This window comes from Acidovorax sp. Leaf73 (assembly GCF_916855635.1).
Classification (GTDB): domain Bacteria; phylum Pseudomonadota; class Gammaproteobacteria; order Burkholderiales; family Burkholderiaceae_C; genus Acidovorax; species Acidovorax facilis.
Genome location: NZ_CAKASI010000001.1, coordinates 1309897 through 1332121, shown reverse-complemented (window position 1 = coordinate 1332121; position 22225 = coordinate 1309897). Strand labels below are relative to the sequence as shown.

Sequence of the window (22225 nt, the reverse complement as noted above, 5' to 3'; positions counted from 1 at the left end):
ATGTCTCCTGGGTTGAATGCATGGGCCCGCCGCTAGGCGGGAGTCGTGTCCTTGGTACCCGCGCCGCGTCGGCCTGATGCCGTGGCGCGCAGCGTGGGAGCGGCGTTCAGGGGGTGGAACACGAGCGCCTGCACTTCTTGCAAGGCCTGCAGGCAGGCATCCTTGGTACGGCGCAGGCGTTCTGTAGGCCCGGCGATCGAAAGCGCGAGGGGTTCATCGCCCAGATACCCTGCCACGGCAATGGCGGCCAGGCCGTCAAAGCCTTCGTTCTCCACCCACATCCAGCCTTGCTCGCGCGCTTGCGCAATCTGCGCCTCCAGCGCTGCGAGGTCGGTGATGGACCCGGGGGCGATCTGCTTGAGCGGCTTGAGCCGCAGCTGCCGTGCAGCCTCTTCGGGGGTGCCGAGCGACAACGTGGCCTTGCCCAAAGCAGACACGTGCAGGGCGATCTTGTTGCCGACGTTCTCTACATAGCGCAGTGGGTGCGTGCCCTCTGCAAACGCCAGGACCTTGACCACGCCGGCCTCCACGCGGCCGCACATGCCGGTCTCTCCGGTCTTGTCGCGCAGCAGTTCGCAGGCCTCGGACGCCACGGCATAGAGCGAATCCCCCGCAGCGATGCCTTTGGCAACCGTGAGCAGGCGGGCCGTGGGATAGAAGCGCCGGGTGCGCGCGGTCCGCATTAGGTAACCCAACTCGTGCAGCGTGTGCAAGAGATCAGAACAGCTGCTTTCGGGCAGGTCCATCAGACGCGCGAGGTCGGAGTTGGAGAGCTCACGGCGCTCCCGGGCAAAAACCTCCAGGAGGGCCATGGTTCGAGAGGCAGCGGGGACGATGGTTGGCATAAATTCTCCGGTATTTCGTAGATATCAACGAATCATAGCTTTGAGGGCAAGGCGATTCACTGCGGAAATTGCTCTGAAATTTCGATTTTCTCTATAGGGATGATTTCGAAAACTTCTTGCATGTCTACGAAATATTGAAGTATTCTACGACCAGCCGCAATCATGTGGCAACAAAAAATGGAGACAAGCATGCTTAGAGCCTTCCGAAAACTGGTTGTTTTTGTCATTGCCTCGTTGGCCTTCGGTGTCCTGCACGCTGCAGGAGATGAGTGGCCCAACAAGCCGATCACCTTTGTGGTGCCATTCCCACCCGGAGGCATCACGGACAACACGTCCAGACTGCTGGCCAAACTGCTCAGCGCGCAGTTGGGCCAATCGGTGGTGGTGGACAACCGTCCCGGCGCTGGTGGCTCCATCGGGGTCGAGTCAGCTTCGCGCCAGCCGCCAGATGGCTACACCATCATTTACGGCACACAAGGAACGCATGGCGCCAACCTGGCGCTGTACAAGAACGTACGCTACGACCCAGTCACGGACTTTGTTCCTGTGCATGGCATGTCGGAAACGCCACTCATGCTGGTGATCAACCCAACGCGTCCTTTCAAGACCGTGCCTGAGCTGATCGCCTACGCGAAGGCCAACCCCGGCAAGCTCAATTTCGGCTCTGCCGGGCCCGGCACGGGCACCCATCTGACGGCCGAGCTGTTCCAGACGGCCGCAGGCATCAAGATGACTCACGTGCCTTATCGCGGTAGTGCGCCAGCACTCACCGACCTGATGGCCGGCAGTATTGACCTCATGTTTGACTACCCCGCGGTGGTCCTGCCCCAAGTACAAGCGCAGAAGCTCAAGGCGCTGGCAGTCACCTCCAAGAAGCGGCTGTCCAGTTCCCCCGGCGTGCCGACCGTCGGCGAGCTGGGCGTCCCCGAAGCCGAATCAACGGCCTGGGGCGCGGTTTTCGTGCCTGCCAAGACGCCACCGGACATCGTCAAGCGCCTGGGCGACGAGATCGCCAAGGCCATCGTTCACCCCGAAATGCTGCAGGCCACGGAGAAGTTCGGAAGCGTTCCGTTCGTCGGCCTGCGCGACGCCAAGTTGGGTGCTTTCGTGAAAGCGGAGCTGACCCGGTGGCGTGCGGTAGTTCAGCAGTCGGGCGCCAAGCTCGACTGATGGGTGGCGGGTGCTGCGTGCCCGCCACCCCGCACCTTTCTATTTCACCCCTTCCATCTATGACCGATTCAAAGATTTCCTTGAAGCCGTTGCAGCCGACTCTCTATGAGCTGGCTGAAGACGGCCACTCGCTCAACTTCTTCTTTGCGCAGTGCGGCGCTTGCGGGGGGCTGAGCTTTCCGGCCAACGCGCCGGGGTGCATGCACTGCGGAAGCCCGCTGAGTGAAGCACAACGCGTCACCCGCCCAGGCGGTGGAGAGCTGCTGGAATTCGTGACATTGCACGTGCCACTGCTGCCTGGCATGGCAGCACCCAGCATCGCCGGGGACATTCGCATTGCGCCCGGCATCGTCGAAGAAGGTGTGATGGCTGTGGGATACGAAACGGCGCTGAGACACGGCATGACGGTTCGCGCCATCGCCGAAATGAAGCCCGAAGAAGGTGTTTACGCCTGCCGCTTTGTGCCCGTGAATGAAGGAGCCGCGCAATGAGCAATGTCCAACAATCCACTTCGGGCAACTGGCTCGATGCTAACGGCGGTGTGTTCATCGCCGGTATCGGTCTGCACCCGTACCAGTTCCCTACCGAAACGCCCTACACCGAACTGGGCCTCACGGCCGTGCGCGCTGCCCTGGCCGACTCGGGACTGGCATGGGACCGCGTACAAAGCGCGTACGTGGGCACCACTTCCATCGGGATGGCAGCCGGCCGCGTCATGCTGCGCCACCTGGGGTCAACGGGTCTGGCGGTGACGCAGGTGGAAAACGCATCGGCCTCTGGCTCCTTCGCATTCCGCCAGGCGTGCATGGAAGTGGCCACCGGCATGAGTGATGTGGTGCTGGCAGTCGGGGTGGACAAACATGGCGATGGGCGCCGTGCGGCCAACAAGGACGGTCTGGAGAGACTGAGCGAAACCGCCACCATCCCGGCGGCCAAGTTCGCGATGATGGCGCGCACCTATCTGCGCGAGCGCGGTGCATCCGTCGAAGAAATGGCCAACGTGGCCGTAAAGAACCACGGCAATGCAGCGCGCAACCCGTTCGCGCAGTTCCGCAAACCCCGCACGCTGGAGCAGGTGCTCGCATCGCCGCGCGTGGTGGGCGACCTCACCGTGCAGCAATGCTGCCCGCGCGGTGAAGGGGCTGCGGCGGTGATGGTGGTCTCTGGCAACGCCATCCGTAAATTGGGGCTGGATGCCCGGCGCTGCGTGCGCGTCAAGGCGTCGGTCGCAGGTAGTGAGCGGCCCGAAGCGCAGTACGGCGACAGCGCTGTGGAGCTGGTCCGCACCAGCGCGCAGGCCGCGTTTGACCAAGCGGGCATTGCACCCAAGGAGCTCGACCTTCTGGAACTGCACGACGCCTTCTCGGTGGAAGAGTTGCTCTACAGCGAAGCCATCGGAGTGTGCGATTCCGGCGAGGGCGCCCGTTACCTGGCGCGTGGCGATTCGCAGATCGGCGGCCGCTGCGCCATCAACGCATCGGGCGGCCTCATCGGCATGGGGCACCCGCTCGGCCCCACGGGCATCGGCCAGTTGGCCGAAATCACCCGCCAACTGCGGGGCGAGGCGGAAGGCCGCCAGCACCGCAATGCGCGCTGGGGCATGGCCCACATGATCGGGCTCGGCTCGGTCTCCGTCGCCCACGTGCTGTCGGCGTCGGCGTGATGGCACTGCACATCTCTTACTGAAAGCAATCCAATGACTACACCTGAGATCCAGGACCTGGGCACATTGCTCTATGAGGTGCGTGACCGCGTGGCCGTGGTCACCCTCAACCGGCCCGACCGCATGAACACGCTGGGCAGCACCATGAAGCCGGACCTGGCCCGCGCCTTCTTTGAACTGGCCCGCAACGACGACCAGGTGCGCGCGGTGCTGATCACTGGCAGCGGCGACAAGGCGTTCTGCGCGGGCGCCGACATCAAGGAGCGCGCCACCGATGTGGTGCGTGGCACGGAGTATTTCGTGCGCCAGAAAGCAACCCACGAGCTGTTTCGCAACATCGAAGAATTCGAAAAGCCCGTTATCGCAGCCATCAACGGCGTGGCGCTGGGCGGCGGGCTGGAGATTGCACTGTGCTGCGACCTGCGCATCGCGGCCTCTCATGCGCGCTTCGGTCTACCCGAAATCAAGCTCGGCGTCATCCCGGCAGCCGGTGGCACGCAGCGCCTGCCACGGCTCGTGGGCGAAGCCCGGGCCAAAGAACTGATCCTGACGGCCGATCTGGTGGATGCGGAGACAGCGCTGCGCTATGGCCTAGTTAGCCGCGTGGTACCGCAGGCCGAGCTGATGACGGCTGCGCTGGAATTAAGCCAGCGCATTGCGCAACACCCGCCGCTGGCAGTCAGGTTTGCCAAGCGCGCCATCAACCGGGGCATGCAGACCGACTTGGACTCGGGCCTGGAATACGAGCGCTATGCAGCCGCAATGATCGTGGACAGCGAAGACCGCATCGAGGGCATGCGCGCCTTTGTCGAGAAACGCGAACCCCAATTCAAAGGACGCTAGGGCCTTGCCGCACTGGCGACTTCATCAGACAACACACACGAAAGGCATCCCAATGGAACTCGGATTGAACGGACAGGTCGCGCTCGTCACAGGCGGCGGGCAAGGCGTAGGCCGGCAGATTTGCATCGAACTCGCAGCCGAGGGCGCACGCGTAGTGGTGAACGATCTGTTTGCCGAGCGCGCCCAGGCGGTGGCGGATGAAATCAACGCCGCAGGCGGGCAGGCCTATGCAGCGCCGGCGGACATCACCCAACTGGAGGCGGTCGATGCCATGGTGGCCAGTGCCGCCGAGCATTTCGGCGCGCCCATTACCGTGCTGGTAAACAACGCCGGCATCATTCCCGAGCGCCGCGAAAAAGGTGGCCGCACACCCGCCTTTGTGGATACCCCCGTGGTGGACTGGGCCAAGATCGTGAACCTCAACGTTTACGGCACCATGCACTGCTGCCGCGCCGTGTTGCCAGGCATGGTCGGGCGCAAGACGGGCCGCATCATCAACATCATCTCGGAAGCGGGCCGCATCGGCGAGGCCAACATGGCGGTGTATTCGGGTGCGAAGGCTGCCATTGCCGGGTTCGCCAAGGCCCTCGCGCGCGAGCACGGCCGCCACGCGGTCACCGTCAATTCCATCGCTCTGGGCGCCGTGTCCCATGAGGGCATCAAGGACGGTCCGTTGAACATCCACGCCACGGTAGAGAACAACGAGCTGCTGGGCAAGATGCTCAATGCGTATCCCATCTCCAAAGGCGTGGGTCGCCTGTCCCGGCCCACCGACGTGTCGGGCATCGTGGCGTTCCTGGCGTCAGACCGCGCGCTGTTCATCACGGGGCAGACCATCGGCGCATCGGGCGGCTTCGCGATGGTTTGATGCAGGAAGGGGCGGCCGGGCAAACCGCCTCTGCGCCGCTCAGTTGCTGACCGTACTGCGTTCTCATGCAGCACGACCGAATACATAAAAAGGAGACAAGACCATGATGAATCGCCGCCATTTCTCGGCATCCATGGGGGCTATGGCACTCTCGCCCTCGGTATTTGCACAGAGCGCTTATCCGCAGCGCCCCATTACGCTCGTCGTGCCCTTCTCGGCGGGCAGCGTGGTGGATGTCCAGGCCCGCTTGATCGCGAAGGCGATGAGCGACAACCTCGGCCAGCCCATCGTCATTGAAAACCGGGTTGGAGTGAGCGGGTCCATCGGCGCCGAGTTTGTGGCGCGTGCTGCGCCCGACGGTTACACCATCCTGCTCGGCACCCAGGGCACACAGGGGACCAATACCGTTCTCTTCAAGAACATTCGCTACGACCCGGTCAAGGACTTCGTGGCCATCCATGGGCTGACAGGTAACGCCAACGTCATGGTCTGCAATCCCAATACGAAGTTCAAAACCGTCGCCGACGTGATCGAGTTCGGCAAGCAACAGCCTGGCAAGCTCAACTTTGGATCAGGTGGAAATGGCACGTCTGCCCACCTGTGTCTGGAGTTGCTGCAAACCCAAACCGGCGCGCGCTTCAATCACATCCCCTACAAGGCCACCACTGCGGCCCTGGTTGATCTGATTGCGGGCAATGTGGATGTGCTGTTCGACTATGTACAGACATCTCGGGCGCACATCCGGGACGGAAAAATCAACGCGCTCGCAGTGACCAGCACCAGCCGCCTTGCCGCGCTGCCCAACGTACCCACCATGACCGAGGCCGGAATCCCCAGCGTGGTGGCGATGAACTGGGGCGGTATCTTTGCACCGGCCAATACGCCTGAGCCCATCGTCAAACGTTTGTCCGATGCAGTGGGGCAGGCACTGAATTCGCCCGAGGTCACGGCGGCGCTGGACGCGGTCTCGAGCGTCAAGATCGGCATGCCACACGAGCAGTTCACGCCTTTCGTGGCCACCGAGGCCGCCAAGTGGGCCGAGGTGATTCGCAAGTCCGGAGCGAGCCTCTGATGTCTGCGCCCAAAGTGGCCGTGGTCACCGGCGCGGGCAGCGGCATCGGCCGTGCACTGGCGTTGGCCTGCGCCAGCGAAGGCATGGTGGTGGTGGCGGCGGATATCGATGCAGAGGCCCTGGCCGCCACGCAGGCGCTGGTGGAGGCGACGGGCGCCGCTTGCCTGGCTCAGCGCTGCGATGTGTCCAACGCCGCAGACGTGGAGCGGCTGGCCGAGGCCAGCTGGAGCCAGTGTGGCGGTGTGGACTGGCTTTTCAACAACGCAGGCGTGGCGGTGCTTGGGGCAGCCTGGGATGCCACTGACGACGACTGGCAGTGGGTGCTGGGCGTGAACCTGATGGGGGTGGTGCATGGCGTGCGCAGTTTTGTGCCGCGCATGCGGGCCCGGGGAATGGCAGCCCACATCGTCAACACCTCATCGGCCGCTGGCCTCGCCACTATCGGCGGTTCATCCGTGTACTGCGCCAGCAAACACGCGGTCGTCGCCTTCTCGGAATGCTTGGCCAAGGACCTGGCGCAGGTGGGCGCTCCCATTGGCGTGTCCGTGCTGTGCCCCTCCTTGGTGGCCACGCGCATCGACCAGTCACAACGCAATCGGCCTGCCGCATTGCCAGCGGCCGGCCCTACGGCTGCCGCCTATGGAGAGCGCGTGCGTGCCGGTATGGCTGCTTCTGACATCAGTGCCGAGGATGTCGCACGCGCTGCGGTCGACGCGATTCATGCGCGCCGCTTCTACATCATTCCCCATGCCCACACTGGCGCGTCCGTGAGAGACCGCAGCCAAAAAATCATGGGCGATTTCCACCATATTCACCAGGAGAGTCTTCAGTGACCGCTGCCCACCCATCCACCGACCTTGCCGCCTTGCATGACCATGTGAGGGCCCTCACAGAACGCGTTGAATGCATGGAGAGCATCGAAGCCATCCGCGCGCTGCGTGCCCGCTATCACGAATTGGTGAATGAGGATGCGGGCAACCGCCTCTACGAACTGTTTGCACACGACGCGCATGTGGCCTACGGTGGGCGCCCCGAAGTGCGGGGCCGCGACAACATCCGTGCGTTCTTCGCATCGTTTCCGGTGCAAACGGCCCGGCAGTTCATCCACAGCCATGTCGTCCAGGTTCAGGGCGACCGAGGCACAGGGTCCAGCTACCTGGACGGCCGGCCCGTGCGGGACGGAAAGAGCTTTTATGTGGTGGGCCGCTTTGACGACGAGTACATCCGCCTGGACGGGCAATGGTTCTTTCAACGCGTCACCTTGAGCGTGCACTACATGATCGAAGCCGCTGAGCGCTGGGACCACCTCATTCCGCTGCAAGGGGCTCACTGATGCCCAGCACAGCCACCATGGCCTCGTTGCCGTCCTTGTTTGATCTGACCGGCCAGCGAGCGCTGGTGACGGGCGCTGCGAGCGGTCTCGGGCTGGCCATTGCAGAAGCCATGCTGGAGGCGGGTGCGGAAGTCGTGCTGTCCGACAGCGATGCCAAGGCACTCGACCACGAGGTACACCGCCTGCGCAAGGCTCACGCGAAGGTACAGCACCGGGTGATTGATGTCAGTGATGGCGCCGACGTGGACCGCAACATCGACGCCATCGCGGCCGAGGGTCCAATCGATTGCGTGTTTGCGAATGCTGGCATGAGCGCCGGACGCGGCTTCCTGGCCGAGCAAGGACGCCTGGAAAACGTGGACCCGGCAGCGTGGGAAAAGGTACTCCAGGTGAACCTGACGGGTGTGCTGGCTACGCTGCGTGCCGCCAGCCGCCACATGAAGCCCCGGCGGCAGGGGCGGATCATCGTGACCTCGTCCATCGCAGGGCTGCGGTCGGAGGCACATTCCGGCTACGCCTACGTGGCCTCCAAGGCTGCGGTGAACAACGTGGTGCGCCAGGCGGCCATCGAACTGGCGCCTTTCAACATCTTGGTGAACGCCATCGCTCCCGGTCCCTTCGCGACCGGCATCAACGGCGGCCGCCTGCGCCTGCCGGAGAGCGCCGAGCGCATGCGCACCTACATCCCGCTCGGCCGCATCGCCCAGCCCCACGAAATCCAGGGGCTGGCGCTGCTGCTGGCGTCACCGGCATCGAGCTACATGACCGGTGCCATCATCCCCATCGACGGCGGCGCCAGCGCGCGTTAGCTTCGGAGACCATCCGTTCAGTTCTTTCCACCCGCAAACACAGAGGAAGTCGCACCATGATCATCGTCACAGGCCATGTGATCGCACGCCAAGAGACGGAGGCGGCCGTCGAACGGCTGGCCGTAGAGCATGTCCTGCGCTCCCGGGTAGAGCCAGGGTGCATGTCCCACGAAGTGAGCCGCGATGTGCAGCAGCCGCTGCGCTTCGTGTTTGTGGAGCGCTGGGACAACATGGCCGCACTGCAAGCACATTTCCGCGTGGAAGCATCGCGCACGTTCGCACAGTCAATGGCAAGCTTGTGTCAGGAGCCGCCGCAGATCGATATCTATGAGGCGGCAGCGGTTGCGGCACGCTGAAGGCGCTAGTTCAAGCCTGGCAATCTAGCCCATGAGATGAATCACGGGACCGATTTTTCGCCGAATGACATTTGTGACCTCAAAACAGGCCACACATCCATTTTTGTTGAGCGGTGACCGATTCCAGCGCGCTCGGTATGAAAGTCCTGACTTTGGCAAGCTCGGTGCCAAAACCGTAGGTTTGACTTGTCGTCTTCAGACTGCAAGCATCTATCCGTTCCCGCAGCGCTAACGTCCGCTTTGACTCCAGAGAAACACTCCCAGCAGACTTCACAGCGCACCAACCGACGCCTCCAATCCGACGACAGAGTGAGGCGCGGATTTACAAATATCCCGGGTCAAATCTCCGTTTGTTCTGAGATTTCAAGTGCATCGTCTACTTCTATGCCGAGATACCGCACCGTTGATTCCAGCTTGGAGTGACCAAGCAGCAGTTGCACAGCGCGCAGGTTCTTTGTGCGTCGATAGATCAAAGTCGCCTTGGTCCTGCGCATCGAATGAGTTCCATACTCTGAGCGATCAAGCCCAAGTTCATCGACCCAATGTCCAAGAATCCTAGCGTACTGTCGGGTTCCCAGGTGGGGCGATCCGTGCAGTCTGCTGGGGAATAGGTAGTCATCAGATCTCAGCGCAGCCTGCTTGATCCATGCTGATAGGGCGTCCCGAGTCACTGCGGTAATCTCGAACTGGACTGGGCGCTTGGTTTTACTTTGCAAAATCGTCGCCCGTGATGCCAATTGATCGCCATGTGACACGTCGCGAACCTTCAGTGCAACAAGATCACATCCACGAAGTTTGCTGTCGATGCCTAAGTTGAAGAGCGCCAGCTCGCGAAGGCGTCGCTCCATCTGAAGTCGCACACGCAGAGCCCAGATTTCCTTGATCTTGAAGGGTGCCTTTTGCCCGACGATCTTGCCCTTGTTCCAAGGCTCATGATGCGCATTGCTGGCCGAAGTGTCCATGGCGGTCCCCCATTGATGGAGATGGCCTCGGAGCATGCGCGCATGCGGCGCGTAGATATTGCGATTCATCAAAACAAATCACCTAGACCGGAGGGGCATTTGCTGCAATCTATGCGCAGCTTGTAGGGAGCCAACCCCTGTACATGCGCCAGCTTATCCCGCAAGCTCAGCCAAGGCCACCGTCATGCGCGACGGCGCGATGCCGAGGATCTCTGGCTCCGCAACTTGATACTTCACAAATGGGTCTTCTTCCACCCGGCTTTCATCTCGGCCTTGTCGCACTAGCGTCCGTTTTCTGAGATTAAGCGGAAATTGGCCTGCTAGTAGCGGAAGGCTGCAATCGCTGCGGACCTGCCGTGGATACGGCGTGGGCAGAGCAAGGCTGAACCAAGTCGTTCGCGATAACCTAACAGCCAACGGTTGTCGCCTCTACTCTGTCAAAAACTCCCAACCTTTGCCTTAAGCCGTGCTTTCAGGGGGGGGGCCTCCACCCCTTCCCGCATGTGAGTTCTTCGATCCTAGGACGAGTCGATTTCTCTGCCTGCGTTGGGCATTTCGGGAGCTTCCGAGTTCTTCAACAGAATAGACCCGAAAGCAGATATCCCTGAGATAGGGACAGGTCGGCCGTGCACAGAGGACGCCAGACCGGCACGCCCAACCTGAAGATCCTGCCGGCCCGCTGCGCCTGCTACTATGTTGCACTGCAACATAGCTTGTGCCAATGAGATCATGGACCTCGACGACCCTTACCACGAACTTGGCTTGGCACCAGGCTCCAGCGATGCCGAGGTGAAGGTTGCGTGGCGCCGCCTGTCCGCCCGCTGGCACCCGGATCGCAACAACAGCCCGCATGCCCTGCGAAAGATTCAGCGTATCAATCGGGCGCTGGAAATGATCCGCAACGCCCGGGCCGAACCAGAGGCTGAAACCGAAGATCCCACCCCCGGTGCGGAACAATCCACCGTCGAGCACACCATCAGCCTCACACTCGAGGAGGTGGTGACCGGTTGCGTCAGGGAAGTTCGAGGCGAGGTGATCGAAGACTGCGCCGAGTGCTCCGGCAGTGGCCTGCAACTGCAGGCTACCGATTGCAGTGAATGCGGTGGCTCCGGCCACATCCGGCAGCATCTCTGGTTCGCCTGGATCTCGTCCACGGACAAATGCGCAGCCTGCCAGGGACAGGGGAAGACGCGCCACAGCTGCCCGGCCTGCGCGGCGAGCGGTAAGGCGCCGGCAAGCAAGTACCGCTGCCGGGTGCCGGTCGCGCCTGGCGCGCGCGCTGGCGACCTGCTCGATGTCGCCGCCCGTGTGAAAGGCCATCGACGCCAGCACAAGCTGGCGCTGCGCGTGCGCGTGGAGCTGCAGCCGCACGAATTCTTCACGGCTGAAGCCGATGGGACCTTGAAGTGCGAGCTGCCCGTCGATGGGTTTGCATGGATGGCCAATCGCTGGATTGAGGTTCCAACCCCCCGCGGGCTGCAACAGATGAAGCTGCGGCGGGGCCATCTGAACTACCGCATCAAAAACGCGGGCCTGCCGTGGACGAACGAGGCAGAGGCTGGGGACTGCATTGTCACCGTCGTACCGATGTTTCCACAGGAGTTCAGCCAGGAGCAGGAGGCCGTGATCGATCGGCTGGTGGTCAGCAACTCCGGGACAGCCGGCACGCCGGCAGGTGATCGCATGGCGGCATGGAGCCGGTTGGTGAACAACTGGCAGGATCGGCGCAAGTGAGATCCTCGATGACCATCAGCATGGTGGACTGATGGCGGCTCGCTTTGACCAAGATCATCGGTACCGAGCTATTGTTGGCCGCCAAGTTATGTCCGACTTGTTCAGGCTGGAAGCGGCCGGTCTGGGTCACGCCTTCAGCGGCAGCTCTCATGAAGCCTCTCAGGGACGAAGTGCCTCGATCTCGTCCAGCCATGCTGTAAATACAGCCCGTGCCACCTGCGGCAAGCGGGATTGCAGAGTTTTCGCTTGGCTGCGCAACGCACGCACGTCGATGCCAGCCTGCGCCAATTCGCAGGCATGACCAACGAGCCAGCGCTCAATTTGGCGCGGATTGGCCTCCAGATGGCATTGCAGGGCCAGCACATTGCGCCCTATGCTGAAAGCTTGGTTGGCACAGGGGTGTGTCCCCGCCAGCCTCGTTGCCCCGTCGGGAATGCCGAAGTGGTCGCCATGCCAGTGGAGCACCGGCGTTTGGCCTAGCGCCGCCAATGGTGACCCCTCGCCTTTCTGGGTCAGTGTCAGTGGCGCAAAGCCGATTTCCTTGACACCCATGCTGGCAACACTCGCGCCAAGTGCGCGGGCAATCAGCTGTGCACCCAGGCAGATGCCCAGCAGCGGGCGCCCGCTTGCCAGCCACTGCAGAACTACCGCCAGTTCGTCGCGGAGGAAAGGGTAGATGTGGTCATCGAAGGCGCCTATGGGACCACCCAGTACCACCAGCAGATCAGCCGCAGCCATGTCCACTGCATACAAGTCATTGATGGGGGCATCCAGATAGCGCACCGCATAACCGCGCGCCACCAGCAGGGGCTCGAGCGTGCCCAGGTCTTCAAAATGCAGATGTCGCAGGGCAATGGCAGTTTTCATGGGCGTAGCTCCTTGGTGCTGTGCGCGTCGGGCCAGTAGTGGCTATCCGGCATGGAGCGAGCGCCAAAAATGGCTTGGCCAACGCGCACCACCGTGGCACCTTCCTCGATGGCGATCTCGAAATCGCCGGACATGCCCATGGACAGCTCCTCCAAGGCGATGCTGGCGGGCGCACTCTGGCGCAACTGGTCGCGCAAAGTGCGCAGCAGAATGAAGCACTGGCGCACCCGCACAGCATCGGAAGAAAACAGCGCGAGCGTCATCAGCCCTCGCACGCGCAGTGCCGGGAAAGCGGGCAGGGCGCGCAGGAACGCCGGAACGTCCTCGGGCGACAGGCCGTACTTGCTGGCCTCGCCCGAGGTGTTGACCTGCACGAACACATCCAGCGCGCGGCCCTCGGCCTGCAGACGGCGCTCTAGCGCCTCGGCCACGCGCAGACTGTCCAGTGCCTGGAACTCGCTGGCGAAGCGTGCCACTAGCCTGGCCTTGTTCGTCTGCAGATGGCCGATGACCGACCAGCGCAGATCGGCCAGGTCCTGCATGGCTTCCCATTTGCCGAAGGCTTCCTGCGCCTTGTTTTCACCCAGCAGGCGGCAACCCGCCGCGTAGGCCAGGCGCAGACTGGGCTCGGGCTTGGTCTTGCTCACCGGCAGCAGTCGCACCCCAGCAGGGTCGCGCCCCGCACGGTGGCAGGCGGCATCCATGCGGGCCCGCACCGCCGCCAGGTTGTGCCGGAAATCTTCGACGGAAGCTGCCTGCGGATAGCGGCCATGCTGGCCGTGGCGGGTCTGGGTGTCCGGTGGCTCAAGCATTGGCCTGGTTCCTTTCCCTCTTGATGATCATGGGCTCGGCGGCCGGTGCCGCGGTGGTTGGGCGCCCGCGGCGCGGTAGCGTGCCATTGAGCACGGCGTGGGCCGCCAGGCCCACCACCAGGCCCCAGAACGCACCACCGATGCCCAGCAGCGTGATATTGGCCGCCGCAGCCAGGAAGGTGATCAGCGACGCTTCGCGCGTCTTCACGTCGGCCAGGGCAGTGGCCAAGCTGCCGCCGATGGTGCCCAGCAGCGCCAGGCCCGCCAGCGTGGTGATGAAGGTTGCCGGGAAAACCATGAAGACGCCCGCCAGCGTCACGCCGAACACGCCCACGAGGATGTAGCACACGCCTGCGGCGATGCCCGCGATCCAGCGTTTGGACGGATCTTCGTGCGCCTCCCGGCCCGTGGCGATGGCGGCCGTGATGGCGGCCACGTTGAAGGCATGCGAACCGAACGGCGCCATCAGCAGCGAGCCGAGCCCGGTCAGCGCCACGATGGGATTGGCGCTGGTCTTGAACCCGTCATTGCGCAGCACCAGCATGCCGGGCATGTACTGGCCGGTCAGCGTGATGAGGAACAGGGGTAAGGCGACGCTCAGCAGCGCATTGAGCGAGAACGCAGGCATGGTGAAAACCGGGGCGGCGAGCCTCAACGACAGTCCCGACAGGTCCACCCGGTCCTGCATGAGCAGAAAGAGCAGTCCCAGCACCAGGATGCCCACGATGGCATAGCGTGCACTGAGCCGCTTGAGCACCACGTAGGTCGCGATCAGCAAGCCAGCCAGTACCGGATCGATGCCCATGCCGCCGAAAGCCTGGATGCCGAACTGCAGCAGGATGCCCGCGAGCAAGCCTGCGGCCACGCCCGGAGGAATCAGCCGGATCAAGCGGTCGAACCAGCCTGACAGCCCCAGCGCCACAAAGGCCGCGGCGGAGATCAGGTACGCGCCCACCGCTTCGGCATAGGGCGTGGTGGCCAGTGCCGTCACCAGGAACGCCGCCGCCGGTGTGGACCAGGCGGTAATGATCGGCTCGCGCGTCAGCCAGCTCAGGATGATTCCCGTGGCTCCCACACCAATCGAAATCGACCACACCCACGATGCTGTCAACTCCGGGCTCAGACCTGCCACCTTGGCCGCCTGGAACACCAAAATGAAGGTCCCACCATAGTTGACGATGACCGAAATGAGACCCGCGACGATGGGATGGGTGAGGTCGAGCAAGCGGGAGGATGGGGAGGGCGAGGCGGATGACATGGTTTGTATCGAGCTCTTGAAAGTGATCTGTTGGGCTGAAGCTGGTAAGGATTTATAGATCCTGAATGGCATACTGCGCCCCACCAATTTTTTGATGTGATACCAGCCAATTGTTCAAGCATGCGCAACTCGAATCCGTAAAAGCCTGGATCCTTGATCCGGCAAATGGCGCGTTGCCCCTGCACGCGCGCATCCAACGCGCGATCCGGCAACTGATACTCGACGGCGCACTCGATGTCGCCACACCGTTGCCTGCTTCCCGCGCCCTGGCGAAGTCGCTGGATGTGTCACGCGACACAGTGGAGTCGGCATACAGCCAGTTGCATGCAGAGGGTTTTATCGAGCGACGCGTGGGTAGCGGGAGCTTCGTTTCGGAGCGGGCTTTGCGTTTGCCTGGACGTGGCAGGGCGCGGCGCCTTGAACCACAGCGGGCACCTCTTCGGCTGAGCCAGCGCGGTACGGCCATGTACCGTGCTGGCGGGGTGCGAGACTTTCTGACTCCTCGCCCGTTTGCTCCTGGCGTGCCGGAAACGCGCACTTTCCCACTGGCCACCTGGGAGCGGCTGGAGCGGCAGGTGTTGAAGGACTGGGGCACCACAGCGCTGCTGCACAGCCCCCCGCAAGGGATGGAACCGCTACGGCGCGCGATTGCGAACTACGTCAATCTTGAACGCGGCGCACATGCCACGGCCGAGCGTGTGCTGGTTGTCACCAGTTCCCAGCAAGCCTTGACCCTGTGCGCAACCGTGCTGCTGGACGCTGGCGATCGCATCTTCATTGAAGACCCCGTGTACCACGGCGCACGCAAGGCGTTCGACGCCGCGGGGCTGGAATGCGTGCCCGTCCCGCTGGATGCCGAGGGCATGCAGATGGGGCACCTGCGCAAGGTGCGACAACCGGGCAAGGCGGTGTTTCTTACGCCTTCGCACCAGTTTCCGACCGGAGTCACGTTGGCGCTGGACCGGAGGCTGGACGTCATCGAATGGGCCCGGCAGCACCAAGCCTGGATCATCGAGGATGACTATGACAGCGAGTTCCATTACGCGGGAAAACCCACGGCCTGCGTACAGGGACTGGACCCGAACCAGCGAACGATCTACATCGGCACATTCACCAAGTCGATGTTTCCGGGCTTGCGTATTGCCTTCATGGTGCTTCCGCCTGAGCTTGTGGCGCCGATGACCGCCGCACGCACCTTACTGGATGGACACAGCGCGCCAATTGCGCAACTGACCCTGGCGCGCTTCATGGAGGGTGGGCATTTCGGGGCGCATGTGCGAACCATGCGTGCCGTTTATTGTGAGCGACGCGATGTTCTAGAGCAGCTCGTGCGCGAGCACTTGGCCGACTTCGTGGAGCCAGAAGTACCGGACGGCGGCATGCAAATGCCTTGTCGGCTCATTCGCGATATTCCCGAACTGGAAGTCATCGGCGCAGCGCAGCGTGTCGGTATCGATTTGCTGGGGCTTACGCCATTGCATGCATCGGGCGTGTGCCGGCCCGGGTTTCTCATGGGCTTTGCCGCGTATGCGCCGAAGGAACTGGAGATCGCGGTGAAAAACCTCGCGGTTGTACTGCGTGCGCTAGAGCGCTGAATCTGGAGGTCAGGCGATGGCGAATCCATCCACCACTTCTTCGCCATTTACGCTTGACATTTCACCATCGTCACCCGAGCGAGACAGCAGCCTGATTCAGCACTCCGACAGGGGATCGCAATACTTCAGCATTCGGTAAACCGAACGCTTGGCCGAGGCGGGCATAGAGCCTTCGGTGGGCAGGGGGCTGGGTGTAGCCGCTCGCGATCACTTGCCCGTTCTTCAGGAGCACACAGCCCGCTGGTGGGTTGGGCAGGCACTCGGGCAGCGCACGCCTCCCTTCTTTCAACGCGAGTTGCATACAGTCTTGATCAGACCAGTCGTTGTGTGGGGTGAGCGTCGGCATGGGTTAACGAAGGTAGCAGATTTGCCCCGCTTGCAAGCAGCCATCTAGTCAAGATGGGATGCCCAGCCGCTTACGATTCTCTGTCAACGTCGAGTCTGGTCCGAGCTACATGCTTACCGGATACGTGTTGTAACTTTGGCTACAAACAATCCACTTATCATCCCGGCAACAAATTTGAAGCGGGCTCAGCACAAAAGCACTGGGAGGTGCGGCTGAAAGACCCCAGATAAAAGCAATAAGCACGGGAGGGCACGCATGCGCGTGAGAGGGCTATGGGGAAATCATCATCACAACCCACGGCACAACCAATTCAATTGGTTGTGGATGGTCGTTGCTGTGTTGGTGAGCATTGCAGGTCTGTACGCACGTCTTGCCAATGCGCAAGACGCTGAATGCGCCGAAGTAAAAATCGTCATCGAGCAGAAGCTCTCCCTAGAGAGGCAGGCTTTCGATGCAAGGATGGTCATTCGCAACGGTTTGGACGCGAGTGCACTGTCCAACGTCAAGATTGAACTGCTTTTTAAGGATCGGGATCAGCGTGAGGTCGTAGCCACCACCGACCCAACGGCTACCGGAGCCACGTTCTTCATGCGCGTGGACAACCTCAGTGGGCTGTCCGCATTGGATGGCAGTGCCAGTCTCGCGCCCAAGACCACGGCAGATATCCGCTGGCTGCTCATTCCCGCACAAGGGGCGGGTGGAACTACGGCAGAAGGCAAGCTGTATTACATCGGTGCGCGCGTCACCTACACAATCAGCGGCGAAACCACCACGGTCGAAGTCACGCCCGACTATGTCGTCGTGCGACCCCAGCCGCTCCTGCGGCTGGACTACTTTCTGCCCACGGATGTGTACGCAGACGATCCGTTCACACCTGCAGTGGAGTTGCCTGAGCCATTCACGCTGGGCGTGCGCGTGCTCAACAAAGGCGCCGGTTCTGCCCCCAAGACGCAGATAGAGTCTGCCCAGCCCAAAATCGTCGAGAACCGTCAGGGCTTGCTGATCGACTTCACCATCTTGGGTGGGTTTGTAGGCAATGAGCCAGCAGGCAAGAGTTTGCTGCTGGACTTTGGCGACATTGGCCCTGAAAGCGCAAAGATGGGCCGTTGGCTCATGCAAACCTCTTTGGCAGGGCGTTTCACCGAGTTCAATGCCAGCTTCGTTCATGCGGATTCGCTGGGCGGTGCTGTCACTTCGTTGGTTCAGGATGTGGTTACCCACAAACTGGTCCACGATGTTCGTATCGACCTGCCTGCGCATGACGATATCGATGACTTCCTCGCTGAACAAGGCGATGGATACCGCGTCTATGACTCGCAGGGAAGCGATGCCCCTGTCTTCAATCTCTCAGGTTCAGCCGCGTTGACGGCGGAGCCGGGGGGCAACATGTCTCTGCAGTTTCCTCCAACGCAGGGCCTGGTCCATGTGAAGCTGCCCGATCCTGGACAAGGTGCACGCAAGCTGGTGCAGGTGTTGCGCAGCGATGGCAAGCAACTGGTCTCGCAAAACTTCTGGCTCTCCCGTGCGCGCAATGCGGATCTGAGCTGGAGCCACTACGTTCATATTTTCGACCACGACACTCCGGGTCAGTACAGCCTAATCTTTACCAACGGAACCAATGCGTCATTGGATGGTTTGGCGTACCGTGATACCAATGGCAACAGCGTGCGTGATGCGGGCGAGCCGGCTGAAGGCAACCTGGGGGTGACGCTCAAGGGCGTAGACGACCTCGGACGCAACGTGACCGTTCAGGCATACACCGACACCGAGGGCCTGTTTGCGTTCCAGGGGCTTGCGCCTGGTCGTTACCAGGTTGAGGCTGCTTCGCGGGACGGATGGATCGACGGAACCTGGCTTGCTGGCAGCGCGGGCGGCAAGGCCGTGCCTGGCCTGATCAGTGACATCGTGTTGAGAGCGGGCACGCAAGCAACTGGCTACGTGGTCACTAAACGCAAGACAACCTTGAGCAATGGGGGTAAGGCGGACGTGTCCATCGGTTTGAAGGCTGACGTGAGCGAACTCAAGCCCACTCAAATCGCCACAGTGACACTCACCGTCCGCAATGCGGGTCCTGACGCCGCCTCTGCCGTAGTGGTGCAGTCGCCCGTACCATCGGGGCTAGTGCATCAGGCGGCGAATGCTTCGCTCGGCTCTTATGCACAGGGTGCTTGGACCGTGGGAGACCTTGCCAAAGACCAGTCCGCAACTTTGACGCTGCAGGTTCGAGCCGATGCCCTTCCAGATGGCAGTAACAGCCGTGTCGTCACATGGACTGTCAACGCTGGTGCGCAGACGACCGATACCGCCACTGACAACAACCAGGCAAACCTGGGTTTGATCGTGCGAAAGGATGGACAGGGCGGTGCAGATCTCACCCATGCCTTGCTTGCCAAAGCTCGTGTGCTGGTGTGGGCAACATGCCTGCCCACTGGCACACCCGCTGATCCTCAAGCGTGCGCCCTCGACAAAGCTGAAGCGGCCCGCACCTGGCTCGCTTCGCGTGCCGCCCACGTGCGTGCATCCACGGAATTGAACGATTGGCGCATTGCGCTGCGCGGCGGCAGCTATAACGTGCTGTGGTTCGTGGGAGGCACGCAGGGGCTTGATGCCACTGCGCTGGCCGAAGTGCGTGCAGCAGTACGCCGCGGAGACTCTCTTGTCGTGGAAGGTGCCAGCGAAGCCCAGTTGCCCGGCATGGTCGGCATGCTGGGAGCCATGCCTGCAAATTCACCGGCAGGAGACAACCTGTCGGTGGCCTTGCAAGGCGGCGCTGCGCAACCAACGCGGGGGACTGCTTACGCATTGCAGCTGACCTCTGCGCTACAAATGGCTGCTTATGCGGGTACAGGACAACCAGCCATCGCGGGCCATACCTTCGGCCATGGCCAGACGCTGCTGGTCGGCTTTGAATTGCTGGGCACTGCGATGGACTCTGCTCACCCAAGTTGGTCGGCTTTTGCAGAGCAGCAGCTGAGTGCGTTGACTCCTGCCGTGCGCACGCAACCCGCTCTTTCGGGCAGCGCCTTTGGAGTGCAGCTCAAAGCGCGCAGCTTGGCTGCACAAGGGGCACCAGCTGAGGCAATGACTTTGGAGCTGGAGTTGCCAGCTGCGCTGCAGTACCGCGATGCTGTCCCTCCAGCACTTGGCACCTCCACAGCCACTCAGCCAAAGTGGGACATGACTTTGGCAGCTGGGCAGGAGCAGAAGGTGGAGCTCGCGCTGCTCATGCCGGCGGAATCGGCGGTGGGCGATGTGGTGGCTCGGCTGCTTGCCAAGTCCAATCAGACCGCGCTGGCAACCAGCACGTTAGCGGTGCAGGTGTTGGGATTGAATACGCTGGTACCGCGGATTCAACAGGCTCTGTTGTCCCTGGATGGCACTTCCGCAGACGTGCAGGCGGCCATCGCTGAATCTCGCACGAGCGCTGAGCAAGTTGCGCAGGCACAGACCGCTGGGCAATGGGGCTCCGCTCTAGACCGACTTGCTATCCTGCAAGCTCAGTTAGAACAGCTTGCGGCCCTGCCTGGCGCACCGTCAGTTGCGGAGTTGCAATTGGATGTCGCGCGCTGGTTCTTCCTGGTGCAGACACGCTGGACGCCGGATGTCACATCACCAGTTCCGCAGATCAGCGCTGAATCCGGAGGAGGGCAATTCACCTCTGTGGGCCAGCCCTTTGCTCAAGTTTTGTCTGCGCGAGTTCGCGATGCCGGTGGGCAGCCTGTCGCGGGAGCAGCAGTACGCTTCGACTTGCCATCAACGGGTGCCAGCGCTACGTTTGTGGGTGGTGCGCGGACTGCAACGGCAGCTACAGACGCCCAGGGCGTAGCTCGCTCGCCCGTACTGACTGCGAGCACAACTGTCGGTGTGTATGAGGCCAGGGCTAGCGTAGCGGGTGCAGTGACCGATGCAGTCTTTGCTTTGGAAAACCGGGCGCAGTCCACGCCTACTCTGGCACTTGCGGTTCTTGATGGCAATCGGCAGTCCGCCCGCGTGGGCAGCTTGTTCGCAAAACCGCTGAGCGTTCGGGTTGTGGATTCACAAAATCGTCCGCAGGCCGGTGTGGCAGTGCGCTTTGAAGTTCCGACAACGGGTGCGTCGGCGCAATTTGAGACCCCTGGTGTTGGAAATTCGCGGGCAGAAGAGGTGACAACCGATGCCAACGGCGTAGCTGTTTCTCCGGTGCTGCGCGCCACCGCTACTGTTGGCACCTTCCAAGCGCGAGTCACACTCACGGCCAGCCAAGTTGCACCCGTGCTGTTCGATTTGACCAATCAGGCTGGTCCAGTGCCAACGCCCCAGTTCGGTGGCACTACAGCTACGGGTTCAGGTGCATTCACCGCCCGTGTTTCTGGTGGCGGTGCTGGCTGCGGATTCAACCCAGAAGCTACGCAACTACTACCGCCTTCCGGCATGGGCGCCGTGTTGGGACGCATCTTGTTGCCACATGGCGTGTTCGACTTTGAACTGATTGGCTGCACCCCTGGCAGTGAAGTCACGATTACCACCACCTGGCCTGACCTGCGCGGCATCACGGGTTACCTCAAATACGGGGTGACGCCTCTGTCGGGTGGTCGCAAGGTCTGGTACCCGCCCGCAGGATTGCATATCAGTGGCAACACGGTTCGCTACACGATCCGAGATGGAGCTTGGGGTGATGACGATCTGAGTGTGAACGGTGTGATTCGCGACCCGGGTGGCCCAGTGATTGAAGCAGCGGTTCCTGCGGCCATTCCGAGTCTGGACTACAGGGCACTGGTGCTGCTCGGCCTGATGCTGATCGCCGTGGGCGGGCTGGCGCTGCGCCACCGCACCTGGAGGACATGATGGACGAAAAATTGTTTCGCCCCAGGCGCGTCGGGGCGGCAATGCTCTGCGCGCTGTCTCTGGTCACCCATTGGGTAGCTGCACAGGAGTCCGATGCGCGGGCTTGCCTGCGTGAGGACTATTCGCAGCCTGCGATTCCTGTGTTTGGCCGTGCAACGCCGAAGCCCTACTCGGCGCAAGAGCAAGCCTGTTGGATCGGCGCGCAGGAAGCACGCGACGAGGGTTGGATGCGGTTGGATGTCCGGGATCTGCCGATGCCAGCACGTGTGTTGTTGCCAGGCACTGTCGCCTTGTCCCTCTCAGCGGTGGCAGACCGGAAATACTTGCGAGATCAACCGCTGGTCCTGATCGGATCCGGAGTGGATCTGCGTGCTTTGACCCTTAGCTGCGTGGCATTGCGCGCACAGGGGTTTACGCGTGTCCGCACGTTGCTCGGCGGGGCTCGGAGTTGGAGTCAGAAACCGGGTGAGGATTTGCTGACGCCGCAGGAGTTCTGGCTGGGCGCCACAGATGGTCAATGGCGCATCGTCGGTGTCGGGTTGAGGGCTGATCAGGTCGCCGATCTGCCCCTCCCTCCGGAGGTGGCGCTGCCCTTATCAGCCGACGGTATGGCGCTTCAAAAAGCGGTTGTCGACGCGGAGCGCGCCAGACCCTCGGAAGCCCACCATCAGTGGCTTGTGGTCGCTCCCGATGGGCCGGGACAGCAGATGGCGATTGCGCGCGCGCAACAGCTTCCTCGCGAACGGGGAATGCAGCCTTTGGCGTGGCTGAACGGCGGATGGACCGCCTATCGCGCATATCTGACCCAACAACAACAGTCTGCAGCCCACGCAGGGCGTGCATTGCCGCGCATCTGTGGCTCTTGAGA

Annotated in this window: 20 protein-coding genes; 14 read left to right on the top strand and 6 right to left on the bottom strand. The window is 62.2% G+C overall.

What is annotated here, in order from left to right; all coding sequences use genetic code 11:
* Positions 1-32: 32 nt before the first annotated feature.
* Positions 33-845 carry an IclR family transcriptional regulator gene (locus tag LPA35_RS06205; RefSeq protein ID WP_228895810.1) on the bottom strand — a complete coding sequence of 271 codons (813 nt, stop codon included), beginning with the start codon at positions 843-845 and terminating at the stop codon, positions 33-35.
* Positions 846-1034: 189 nt separating this feature from the next.
* On the opposite strand from LPA35_RS06205, the gene LPA35_RS06200 reads away from it, so the two are divergent.
* From LPA35_RS06200 to LPA35_RS06155, 10 genes are all read left to right on the top strand, one after another.
* Positions 1035-2015, top strand: a complete 981-nt coding sequence (locus LPA35_RS06200) for a tripartite tricarboxylate transporter substrate binding protein (RefSeq protein WP_228895807.1) — start codon at positions 1035-1037, stop codon at positions 2013-2015.
* 59 nt (positions 2016-2074) lie between these two features.
* Positions 2075-2506 carry a zinc ribbon domain-containing protein gene (locus LPA35_RS06195; RefSeq protein ID WP_228895805.1) on the top strand — a complete coding sequence of 144 codons (432 nt, stop codon included), beginning with the start codon at positions 2075-2077 and terminating at the stop codon, positions 2504-2506.
* Positions 2503-3678, top strand: coding sequence for a thiolase family protein (locus tag LPA35_RS06190; protein ID WP_228895803.1), 1176 nt, complete (start codon positions 2503-2505; stop codon positions 3676-3678). The genes LPA35_RS06195 and LPA35_RS06190 overlap by 4 nt, the downstream gene beginning before the upstream one ends.
* A 33-nt stretch (positions 3679-3711) precedes the next feature.
* Positions 3712-4521: an enoyl-CoA hydratase/isomerase family protein gene (locus LPA35_RS06185; RefSeq protein WP_228895801.1), complete on the top strand. Its 810-nt coding sequence runs from the start codon at positions 3712-3714 to the stop codon at positions 4519-4521.
* 52 nt (positions 4522-4573) lie between these two features.
* A complete protein-coding gene (locus LPA35_RS06180; RefSeq protein WP_228895799.1) occupies positions 4574-5389 on the top strand; it encodes an SDR family NAD(P)-dependent oxidoreductase in 816 nt (271 codons plus the stop codon).
* Positions 5390-5492: 103 nt separating this feature from the next.
* Positions 5493-6461 (top strand): tripartite tricarboxylate transporter substrate binding protein, encoded by a 969-nt coding sequence (locus tag LPA35_RS06175; protein WP_228895797.1) that lies wholly within the window; start codon positions 5493-5495, stop codon positions 6459-6461.
* Complete coding sequence (locus tag LPA35_RS06170; protein ID WP_228895796.1) at positions 6461-7294, top strand: SDR family NAD(P)-dependent oxidoreductase; 834 nt, start codon at positions 6461-6463, stop codon at positions 7292-7294. Before LPA35_RS06175 ends, LPA35_RS06170 begins: the two co-directional genes overlap by 1 nt.
* Positions 7291-7794: a nuclear transport factor 2 family protein gene (locus LPA35_RS06165; protein WP_228895795.1), complete on the top strand. Its 504-nt coding sequence runs from the start codon at positions 7291-7293 to the stop codon at positions 7792-7794. Before LPA35_RS06170 ends, LPA35_RS06165 begins: the two co-directional genes overlap by 4 nt.
* Entirely contained in the window at positions 7794-8603 is an 810-nt protein-coding gene (locus tag LPA35_RS06160) for an SDR family NAD(P)-dependent oxidoreductase (protein WP_228895794.1), read from the top strand. The genes LPA35_RS06165 and LPA35_RS06160 overlap by 1 nt, the downstream gene beginning before the upstream one ends.
* A 56-nt stretch (positions 8604-8659) precedes the next feature.
* Complete coding sequence (locus LPA35_RS06155) at positions 8660-8959, top strand: putative quinol monooxygenase (protein WP_228895793.1); 300 nt, start codon at positions 8660-8662, stop codon at positions 8957-8959.
* A 338-nt stretch (positions 8960-9297) separates the two neighbouring features.
* On the opposite strand, the gene LPA35_RS06150 is transcribed toward LPA35_RS06155, so the two are convergent.
* Complete coding sequence (locus LPA35_RS06150; RefSeq protein WP_228895979.1) at positions 9298-9921, bottom strand: tyrosine-type recombinase/integrase; 624 nt, start codon at positions 9919-9921, stop codon at positions 9298-9300.
* A gap of 729 nt (positions 9922-10650) precedes the next feature.
* Here LPA35_RS06150 and LPA35_RS06145 point away from each other — a divergent pair.
* Positions 10651-11655, top strand: a complete 1005-nt coding sequence (locus tag LPA35_RS06145; protein WP_228895792.1) for a DnaJ C-terminal domain-containing protein — start codon at positions 10651-10653, stop codon at positions 11653-11655.
* A 159-nt stretch (positions 11656-11814) separates the two neighbouring features.
* On the opposite strand, the gene LPA35_RS06140 is transcribed toward LPA35_RS06145, so the two are convergent.
* From LPA35_RS06140 to LPA35_RS06130, 3 genes are read right to left on the bottom strand one after another with little or no spacing between them, the layout of a single operon-like run.
* Complete coding sequence (locus LPA35_RS06140; protein ID WP_228895791.1) at positions 11815-12522, bottom strand: glutamine amidotransferase; 708 nt, start codon at positions 12520-12522, stop codon at positions 11815-11817.
* Positions 12519-13334 carry a YggS family pyridoxal phosphate-dependent enzyme gene (locus tag LPA35_RS06135; RefSeq protein ID WP_228895789.1) on the bottom strand — a complete coding sequence of 272 codons (816 nt, stop codon included), beginning with the start codon at positions 13332-13334 and terminating at the stop codon, positions 12519-12521. Before LPA35_RS06135 ends, LPA35_RS06140 begins: the two co-directional genes overlap by 4 nt.
* On the bottom strand, positions 13327-14592 hold the full coding sequence (locus tag LPA35_RS06130; RefSeq protein WP_228895788.1) for a benzoate/H(+) symporter BenE family transporter: 1266 nt from the start codon (positions 14590-14592) through the stop codon (positions 13327-13329). Before LPA35_RS06130 ends, LPA35_RS06135 begins: the two co-directional genes overlap by 8 nt.
* Before the next feature lie 110 nt (positions 14593-14702).
* Here LPA35_RS06130 and LPA35_RS06125 point away from each other — a divergent pair, with 110 nt between their 5' ends.
* Positions 14703-16187: a PLP-dependent aminotransferase family protein gene (locus tag LPA35_RS06125; protein ID WP_228895786.1), complete on the top strand. Its 1485-nt coding sequence runs from the start codon at positions 14703-14705 to the stop codon at positions 16185-16187.
* Positions 16188-16257: 70 nt separating this feature from the next.
* On the opposite strand, the gene LPA35_RS26150 is transcribed toward LPA35_RS06125, so the two are convergent.
* Positions 16258-16533 (bottom strand): hypothetical protein, encoded by a 276-nt coding sequence (locus LPA35_RS26150; RefSeq protein WP_370641369.1) that lies wholly within the window; start codon positions 16531-16533, stop codon positions 16258-16260.
* A gap of 324 nt (positions 16534-16857) precedes the next feature.
* Between LPA35_RS26150 and LPA35_RS06115 the strand changes: the two genes are divergently transcribed.
* Both LPA35_RS06115 and LPA35_RS06110 read left to right on the top strand, forming a co-directional pair.
* The gene (locus LPA35_RS06115) at positions 16858-21357 is read left to right on the top strand and encodes a choice-of-anchor U domain-containing protein (protein ID WP_228895784.1); all 4500 of its coding nucleotides are present in this window, start codon (positions 16858-16860) and stop codon (positions 21355-21357) included.
* Complete coding sequence (locus LPA35_RS06110; protein WP_228895782.1) at positions 21357-22223, top strand: hypothetical protein; 867 nt, start codon at positions 21357-21359, stop codon at positions 22221-22223. Before LPA35_RS06115 ends, LPA35_RS06110 begins: the two co-directional genes overlap by 1 nt.
* The last annotated feature ends 2 nt before the right edge of the window (positions 22224-22225 follow it).